At 66.2% G+C, this 5,887-nt stretch carries 6 protein-coding genes; 1 reads left to right on the top strand and 5 read right to left on the bottom strand.

Annotated elements, in window-relative coordinates; all coding sequences use genetic code 11:
* Window positions 1-104: 104 nt before the first annotated feature.
* Genes ACV22V_RS32105 through acsA form a run of 5 tightly spaced genes read right to left on the bottom strand, consistent with a single transcriptional unit; the run spans window position 105 to window position 5,285 of the window.
* Entirely contained in the window at window positions 105-365 is a 261-nt protein-coding gene (locus ACV22V_RS32105) for an acyl carrier protein (protein WP_059542030.1), read from the bottom strand.
* The gene (locus ACV22V_RS32100; protein ID WP_448016736.1) at window positions 362-1,498 is read right to left on the bottom strand and encodes a dihydrolipoamide acetyltransferase family protein; all 1,137 of its coding nucleotides are present in this window, start codon (window positions 1,496-1,498) and stop codon (window positions 362-364) included. The genes ACV22V_RS32105 and ACV22V_RS32100 overlap by 4 nt, the downstream gene beginning before the upstream one ends.
* A 27-nt stretch (window positions 1,499-1,525) precedes the next feature.
* The gene (locus ACV22V_RS32095; RefSeq protein ID WP_448016734.1) at window positions 1,526-2,500 is read right to left on the bottom strand and encodes an alpha-ketoacid dehydrogenase subunit beta; all 975 of its coding nucleotides are present in this window, start codon (window positions 2,498-2,500) and stop codon (window positions 1,526-1,528) included.
* A complete protein-coding gene (gene pdhA / locus ACV22V_RS32090; RefSeq protein WP_448016732.1) occupies window positions 2,497-3,519 on the bottom strand; it encodes a pyruvate dehydrogenase (acetyl-transferring) E1 component subunit alpha in 1,023 nt (340 codons plus the stop codon). The genes ACV22V_RS32095 and pdhA overlap by 4 nt, the downstream gene beginning before the upstream one ends.
* The gene (gene acsA, locus ACV22V_RS32085) at window positions 3,516-5,285 is read right to left on the bottom strand and encodes an acetate--CoA ligase (RefSeq protein WP_448016739.1); all 1,770 of its coding nucleotides are present in this window, start codon (window positions 5,283-5,285) and stop codon (window positions 3,516-3,518) included. Before acsA ends, pdhA begins: the two co-directional genes overlap by 4 nt.
* Before the next feature lie 350 nt (window positions 5,286-5,635).
* Between acsA and ACV22V_RS32080 the strand changes: the two genes are divergently transcribed.
* Window positions 5,636-5,887, top strand: a 252-nt coding sequence (locus ACV22V_RS32080; RefSeq protein WP_448016730.1) for a CBS domain-containing protein, incomplete at its 3' end; no start/stop codon positions are given.

The following is a 5,887-nucleotide window of genomic DNA, read 5'->3' as shown; positions in this document are numbered from 1 at the left end:
TACTCGGCGCGCGAGCGGGGCAATGGACGGTAGTGCTCTCGGGCACCGCTGCACGAGACCGCGCGCCGTCGTGCAACGGTGTGGCGGACGTTACGACGCCGGCGTCAGGGCACCGGTCGGTGTGCGTCTGCGGCCGCGAGATAGCCGACGATATCGTCGAGCGTAACCAGACGACCGTAGTCGCGCTCCGGGATCTCCACCTTCAGCCGCGCATGAAGGCCAGTCAGAACATTGAGCCAGTCCATCGAATCGAGATCGACTTGACTGCGCAACGGACGATCCGCGCGCAGCGTCGACGGATCGAGTTCCGGCGCGACGGATGCAAGGGTTTCCAGTACGACCGAAAGGATGTCTGCATTGTTCATCGGTTCAACTCCTCGGGGTGCTGCAGCAATTCACCCAGTTCAACCAGGAACAGCGCACCGCGATGGCCGTCGGATACGCGGTGGTCGGCCGAGAGGCTGGCGGTCGTCACCGGCATGATCTTCAGCCCGCCGTCTTCGGCCCACGGCCGCTCAATGATTCGCCCGAACCCGACGAGCGCGACCTGGGGAGGATAGATAATGCCGAACACCTCGACGGCACCTCGATCGCCGAGATTCGTCACGGTAATCGTCGATTCCGACAACTCCGAACTCCGCAGCGAGCCCGCGCGACATCGCTGCGTGAGGTCGAGCAGTTCGCGCATCAGTTGGTTCAGGGGCTTGGCATCCGCATCGAGCAACGCGGGCGCCACCAGCCCGCCCTGGCGCAGCGAGATCGCCACGCCGAGATGCACGGCGACGGCCGGCTGGAAGACGCCCTCCCGATGGAACCCGTTCAGCTCCGGAAATCGACGCAGCGTGAGCGCGACCGCCTTGAGCAGGAGCGCTGCCGGAAGCAGCCTGTCGGTCACGGAACGCATCGCGTTCTCGGCCGCGAGCCATGCCAGCGCCTTTCCCAGCGGAATCGTCTCGGACACGTAATAGTGCGGAATCTCGCGCTTCGAGCGCTCCATCGCGGCCGCGATCACCCGTCTCATTTCCGGATTGCGCTCGCCGGGCGTGCCGGGCGCGGGCGAACCCGCCGCCGCGATCGTCCGTTCGACGTCGGCCAGCGTCACCGAGCCCGCCGGGCCGGTGCCCGTGACACTGTCGGGATCGACCCGGTGCTGCTGCGCCAGCTTGCGCGCAGCCGGCGAGATCTTGCGGCGAGGTGCCGCGCCGGTGGCCGCGGCGGGTGCCGCCGGTTGGCGCGTATGCCGCGCCGCCGGCGGTGCTTCTCCGGGCTCGAGCAGCGTGGCCATCGGTGTGCCGACGGGGATCCGTTCGCCCGGGTTCACGAACAATTCGTCGACCGTTCCCTCGTGCCAGCTCTCGACATCCACTGCCGCCTTGCTCGTGTCGACGATCGCGACAACCTGGCCTTTCTTGACCACGTCGCCAGGCTTGACCTTCCATTCGAGGAGCGTCCCCTCGTCCATGTCCGCTCCCATGGAAGGCAACGTGAATTCGATCATGCTTCCCCCTTCGGAGTTTGTCAGCAATCACGAAAACAATTGTTTCACCGCGGTGACGATCTTGTCGACTTGGGGTAATGCCGCGTCTTCCATGTGCCGGGCGTAAGGAATCGGCACATCTTCGGCGCACACGCGTGCCGGCGGTGCATCGAGCTCATAGAACGCCTGCTCGACGATGCGCGCGATGATCTCCGCGGCGACGCTGGCGCTGCGCCAGCATTCGTCGACGACGACCACGCGCCGGCACTTCGCTACCGACGCGATGATCGTCGCGTCGTCGAGCGGCCGCAACACGCGCAGGTCGATCACTTCGGCGGAGATCCCGCCGCCGGCGAGCGTCTCGGCAGCATCGAGCGCCTTCGGCAGCGAGCCGCCGTACGCGAGGATGGCGACGTCCTTGCCCGCGCGGCGCACTTTCGCGGTGCGAATGTCGACACCGTCGAGGTCCGGCAGGTCTCCTTCCATGTTGTAGAGGCCCGCGTGTTCGAAGATCAGCACCGGGTCCGGATCGGCCAATGCCGGCGCCAGCATGTGGCGCGCATCCTCGATGGTCGCCGGCGCGAGCACCTTGATGCCCGGGATGCCCGCGTACCAGCCTTCGAAACTGTGCGAGTGCTGCGCGGCGACCTGGCGGCCGGCGCCCGTCGCCATTCGGACGACCAGCGGCACCGAGAATTGCCCGCCGGACATGTGGTGGTAGAGCGCTGCGGTATTGACGATCTGGTCGAGCGCAAGCAGGCTGAAGTTCACCGTCATGATCTCGACGATCGGCCGCATGCCGCCCAGCGCAGCGCCGATGCCGGCCCCCGTGAACGCGAGTTCCGACAGTGGCGTGTCGCGGACGCGCTCGGGCCCGAACGCGTCGAGCAACCCGGCCGACACTGCATAGGTGCCGCCGTAGCATCCGACGTCCTCGCCCATCAGGAACACGCGTGAATCGTTCGACAGCGCCTCGCGCAGTGCCTCGCGCAGCGCTTCGCGATAAGTGAGACGGCGGCTCATCGCGGGCCTCCCGCCGTCGTGTAGACGTCCTCTGCGAGCGCTTCGACGGGCTCCCATGCGGCGGCATCGGCAAACGCGACCGCGCGGGCGACTTCGGCTTCGACATCGGCATCGAGCGCGACGAACGCGTCCTCCGTGAGTTTGCCTTCTGCCTTGAGGCGCGCGGTGAACGTGTGGATCGGGCCGCGGGTTTTCCATGCGTCGACCTCTGCCTTCTGCCGGTAGAGTTCGGCGTCGTACATCGAATGCGCGCGGAAACGATACGTCCGCAGTTCCAGGAACATCGGGCCGGCGCCGCTTCGCACATAGGCGACCGCATCCTTCGCCGCGTCGTGTACGGCCACGATATCCATACCGTCGGTCGAACTCGCCCGCATGTCATAGGCGGCAGCTTTCGTGCACAGGTCCGTCTGGGATTCGTGGCGCTCGACGGCAGTGCCCATCGCATACAGGTTGTTTTCGCAGCAGAACAGCACCGGAAGCCGCCAGAGCGCCGCGAGATTCATCGACTCGTGAAATGCCCCTTCGGCAACCGCGCCGTCACCGAAGAAACATGCGGTGACGCGCGTGCTCGACTGCATCTTTTCGGCGAGCGCGAGACCGACCGCCAGCGGCAGACCGCCACCAACGATCGCGTTTCCGCCGAACAGCCGGCTGCTTCGGTCGAACAGGTGCATCGAGCCGCCGCGCCCGCGAGCGCAGCCTTCGCGCTTGCCATACATTTCGGCCATCAGCACGCCCATGTCCATGCCGCGAACCAGCGCATGCGCATGCTCGCGGTAGGTCGCGACGACGTTGTCGTCGGGTGTCAGCGCATGCAGGGCGCCGATGCCGGTGGCTTCCTCGCCGATATACAGATGAAGAAAGCCGCGAATCTTTCCCGCGCCGTAGAGTTCAGCGCATTTCTCTTCGAGGCGGCGGACGCGCAACATGTCGCGCAACAGCGCGAGCGCCAGATCCGCTGGATACGGCACGGGGCCTGACGGCGGAGGCGGAGGCGGGTGGTCGACGGGAGTCATGCGCCGCTCTCGAGTGTCGATGTGTCGCCTTCCGCCATCCCCAACTCGCGGGCCTTGAGCAGGCGCCGCATGATCTTGCCGCTGCGAGTGTGCGGAAGCTGGCCGACGAACACGATTTCCTTGGGCGCGACCGCCGCACCCAGGCGCTTTCGCGCGTGGGCGAGCAGCGCCATCCTGAGTGCATCGTCGGGGCATTGGCCCTGGTTCAGCGCCACAAATGCCTTGATCGATTCGCCGACGACCGGGTCAGGCTTGCCGATCACCGCCGCCTCCGCGACCGCCGGATGCGCCATCAACACGCTTTCGACCTCGAACGGCCCGATCAGGTGGCCGGCCGACTTGATGACGTCGTCGGAGCGCCCGACGAACCAGTAGTAGCCATCGGCGTCCCGCCTCGCGAGATCACCGGTCAGATACCAGTCGCCGGCGAAGCATTTGCGATAGCGTGCGTCTTCGTTCAGGTAGCCGCGAAACATGGACGGCCAGCCGCGCCGGAGCGCGAGTTCGCCCTCGATGCCCGGCTCGTCGACGAGTTGCACGCCGCCACCGGCGTCGCGCTGCACGATCGCCGCATCCACGCCCGGCAGTGGCCTTCCCATCGAGCCGGGCTTGATGTCGAACGCGGGTGTATTCGCGATCATGATCCCGCCGGTCTCCGTTTGCCACCAGTTGTCGTGAATCGGCAGCCCGAGCGCTGCCTTTCCCCACCAGACGGCTTCCGGGTTCAACGGCTCACCGACGCTGGCGATGAAACGCAGGTGCGGGAACGCGTGCTGCGAAGCGATCCCGGAGCCGGCTCGCATCAGCATGCGCACGGCGGTCGGCGCCGTGTACCACACGGATACGTGCTCGTCCTCGAGGATGCCGTACCAGCGCTCGGCATCGAATTCCTCGCGGTCGACGATGGAGGTCACGCCATGGAGCAGCGGCGCGATGATCCCGTACGAGGTACCCGTGACCCAGCCGGGGTCGGCGGTGCACCAGTAGATGTCGTCCTCGTGCAGGTCCAGCGCATACCGTCCGGTGATCCAGTGCGTGAGCGCCGCCGCATGCACGTGGACGGCGCCTTTCGGCGTGCCGGTGGTGCCGCTCGTGAAGTGCAGCAGCGCCATGTCTTCCGGGGACGTCGGTTCGTAGCGGCATGTGTCCGCCGCACTGGCCATCAGCGATGCGAGGTCGCGGGTGCCGGGAACGGCCGTCGCCGTGCCGGGTGCGTCCGCGACGAGCAGAACGTGCTTCAGCCCCGGCATGCGTTCGCGCCACGGGGCGATCTTGCGTTCGAAGATCGTATCGGTCGTGAGCAGCACCGTTCCCGCGCCGAGATTCACGCGTGTGGCGATCGGCTCCGGCCCGAACGCGGAGAAGAGGGGGGAGACGACCGTGCCGTTCTTGAGTGCGCCGAGCACGCCGACATACATTTCGGGGATGCGTCCGGCGACGATGAACAGGCGGTCGCCCTTGCCGATGCCCAGGCCACGCAGCACGTTGCAGAAGCGGTCAGTCAGCGTCGCGAGTTCGGCGTAGCTGATTGCGCGGGATGGCGCATTCCGTGCGAGGAAGCGCAGGGCGATCCTGTCGCGTCCGGGGCCGGCACAATGGCGGTCGACCGCCTGCCATCCGATGTTGATGCCGCCGCCCGGTTCGATGGCGAGTTCGCGCGCCGCAACTGCCCACGAGAAACGATGCTGTTCGCCGTCGTAGTCGACGAGATTCGGCACGACGCGCAGGTCGGCAGGTGTTTTGGCGATGATCGCGGGGACGTTCATTCGGACACCATCCGGTCGGGTCGGACGTGATTCATTCTGGTCGCCGCACCCGCTTTTCCGTTGACGTGTGTCAACGCGCCGTGGTTGCCGAAGCGGGCCCGCCGCCTCGGTGAGGATGGACAACAGGATCCGGCCCCAAGTTGCCACGGAAGATGCCGACCGAACACGATACTGTTCGAATGGCCATATGGCGACATCCGTGTACGATCTCCCGTCTTTGATATCGGTCAAATTCGCCCGGTGTTTCTGAGTGAAGCATTCATCTTGCAGGCCGGTCGAGCTGGCTGAGCGCGTGCAGCGTCCGCCGCAGACTAGCCGGTGAAGCGCCATCGCGTGGAAGGAGAAACCTCATGTGGGCACGTGACGTGATGACAACCTCGGTCATTTCCGCGACGCCGGAGATGAGCGTGCAGGAGGTCGCCAAGCTGCTCGCCGAGCACGCGATCAGCGCGGTTCCGGTAACGGATGCAGATGGCAGGCTGATCGGTATCGTCAGCGAAGGCGATCTTGTGCGCCGCGTCGAACTCGGCACCGGTGTCAGGCGTCGCTCCTGGTGGCTGGAGCTTCTTGCATCCAGCACTGAGCTGGCCAGCGAGTACGTA

This window comes from Burkholderia sp. AW33-5, from assembly GCF_053427615.1.
The sequence above is the reverse complement of the archived record's forward strand: the minus strand, read 5'-3'. Positions and strand labels throughout refer to the sequence as shown.

Coding starts and splice junctions, on each gene's coding strand:
- ACV22V_RS32105 (WP_059542030.1), bottom strand. CDS start 365: ATGAACAATGCAGACATCCTTTCGGTCGTACTGGAAACCCTTGCATCC.
- acsA (WP_448016739.1), bottom strand. CDS start 5,285: ATGAACGTCCCCGCGATCATCGCCAAAACACCTGCCGACCTGCGCGTC.
- ACV22V_RS32095 (WP_448016734.1), bottom strand. CDS start 2,500: ATGAGCCGCCGTCTCACTTATCGCGAAGCGCTGCGCGAGGCACTGCGC.
- pdhA (WP_448016732.1), bottom strand. CDS start 3,519: ATGACTCCCGTCGACCACCCGCCTCCGCCTCCGCCGTCAGGCCCCGTG.
- ACV22V_RS32100 (WP_448016736.1), bottom strand. CDS start 1,498: ATGATCGAATTCACGTTGCCTTCCATGGGAGCGGACATGGACGAGGGG.